A 1,884-nucleotide genomic window follows, 5' to 3' on the forward strand; every position below is an offset into this window, starting at 1 on the left:
CGTGACAGTCCGCCGGAGGGCGCCTCCGCGCGCCTCCTCAACAGCTTCGACCGCCCTCCTCCCGTGATGGTTTCGGCGCAATCCCCGGGGGAGGGTTGTCCGCGTGCGCTCGAGGAACGGCGATGAAGGAGAGACGTGCTCCCCGAAACGGTTCTGCGAACGGATGACGTGGCACCGGAGGTCAGATTCGACCTGTGGTGCGAATCCATGACCAAGGCCATGGCGCCGTTGCAGATCAGCAGCGGGCACTCCTGCGACTTCTGGGCCCATAAGCGCCTGCTGACCATGGACGACGTGACGCTCTGGCCCGTGGCCATGCAGTCCTCACGCTATCGCCGGACGGCGAAACTCATCCGCCGGTCCGATCCCGAGCTCTACCACATCACGCTGGTGCTGCCCGGAAGCGGGCGGTTACAGGTCGCCGAGGGTGACCGGAGAAGCGTCTCCTCGGTTCACGATCTGTACATCCTCGACAGCTCGCGCCCCTTCGACGTCGAGGTCGCCGAAGAACACGAACTCGCCGTGGGAATCGGCGTCGAGATTCCCCGGGTCCACTTTCCGCACGCCACCGGGAGAGCCATGGGCGGTCTGCTCGGGCAACGACTGGCGGGGCAGGAGGGGTTCGGCGCACTCCTGTCGCACTTCCTTGCGCACCTGGTCTCCCGGAAGGCCGCGCACCAGCCGTCCGACATCCCCCGGCTGAAGCAGATTCTGCTGGATCTGGTCACCGGACTGGTGGCGCGCGAACTGGACATCGCCTCGTCCCTCTCCGCGGAGACGACGCGGAGACACAAGTTCCTGCTCATGCGCTCCTTCATCCAGCAGAACCACCACGACCCGGAACTGACCCCGCGGACCGTCGCCGCCGCCCATTTCATCTCCCCCCGCCAGCTGCACCGCCTCTTCGAGGACGAGGGAATCACCGCAGCGGCCTACATCCGCAGCCTGCGCCTGGCCCAGGCCCGGCGCCGGCTCGCCGATCCGGCACTGATCGGCTCCTCCGTCCAGACGATCGCCCAGCGGTGCGGATACACCAGCGCCGCGCACTTCAGCCGCTCCTTCTCCGCCGCCTACGGCATGGCGCCGCGCGAGTACCGCGACCTGGTGCACCGGCAGCGCACGGCGGCGGAGCGTCCGGCACGCCGCCTCTCCTCACCCGAGGACCGCGACCGCTGCCCGGCGGAGCCCCCACGGGCGGCAGGAGGGCGCTCAGGGTCAACAGCGTGGCGCTGATTGCCAAGGACACGTCCCGGAGCGTCGGCCAGAGTTCTCAGCAGGGCCCCGGAGACCGGTACGGCGACCGGGCGCCCCGCCGGGCGGGGGGAAACGCCCTGTGCTCGACACGCATCGACTTCGTCATCCGGCGCGCCGGCCGTCCGTGCCTCCGCGCCATGACCCGAAAGGGAACAGCATGCGATCGAACGTCTTGCTGAAGACGCTCGTCAGTGTCACGACCGCCGTGGGTATCGCCGCCGGGGGGCTGGCAGCCGCGGGCACGGCCTCCGCGGCACCCGTATCGGCCGAGAAGGCCTCGGTGAGTGCCGAGGTCGCCCCCTTGGCCGTGGTCAACCTCGGTCTGAGCACGACGCAGGCCCGGTACGTCCAGTGCTACCTCAAGAAGAACTGGAGCTACACGGGAGCGCTCGACGGGCAGCTGGGCACCAACAGCTGGAAGGCCATGCAGAGGCGCTTGGCCCACAACCAGGGCTACACCGGCGCCATCGACGGGATCGTCGGGTCCGGTACGATCTCGGCGCTGCAACGACTGCTCAGGGGCTGGCAGTACACCCCGCTGGGCGCGGTGATCACCCGGCGCGAGATCGCCGAGGCGCTGGAGGCCGAGGGTTACTTCTTCTCGTCGGCCGGTGGCAGCCCGGTGAGCTG

Annotated in this window: 2 protein-coding genes; both read left to right on the top strand. The window is 69.1% G+C overall.

Annotated elements, in window-relative coordinates:
* Positions 1-207 precede the first annotated feature (207 nt).
* On the top strand, positions 208-1,233 hold the full coding sequence (locus tag AB0917_RS34095) for an AraC family transcriptional regulator (protein WP_366823575.1): 1,026 nt from the start codon (positions 208-210) through the stop codon (positions 1,231-1,233).
* Positions 1,234-1,411: 178 nt separating this feature from the next.
* Positions 1,412-1,884, top strand: a 473-nt coding sequence (locus AB0917_RS34100) for a hypothetical protein (protein WP_366823576.1), incomplete at its 3' end; no start/stop codon positions are given.

Source organism: Streptomyces sp. NPDC007346, assembly GCF_040703535.1.
In the GTDB taxonomy this organism is placed as follows: Bacteria; Actinomycetota; Actinomycetes; order Streptomycetales; family Streptomycetaceae; genus Streptomyces.

What these genes read in the sequence shown, in the direction of transcription:
- AB0917_RS34095 (WP_366823575.1), top strand. Translation starts at nt 208, where the DNA reads ATGACCAAGGCCATGGCGCCGTTGCAGATCAGCAGCGGGCACTCCTGC.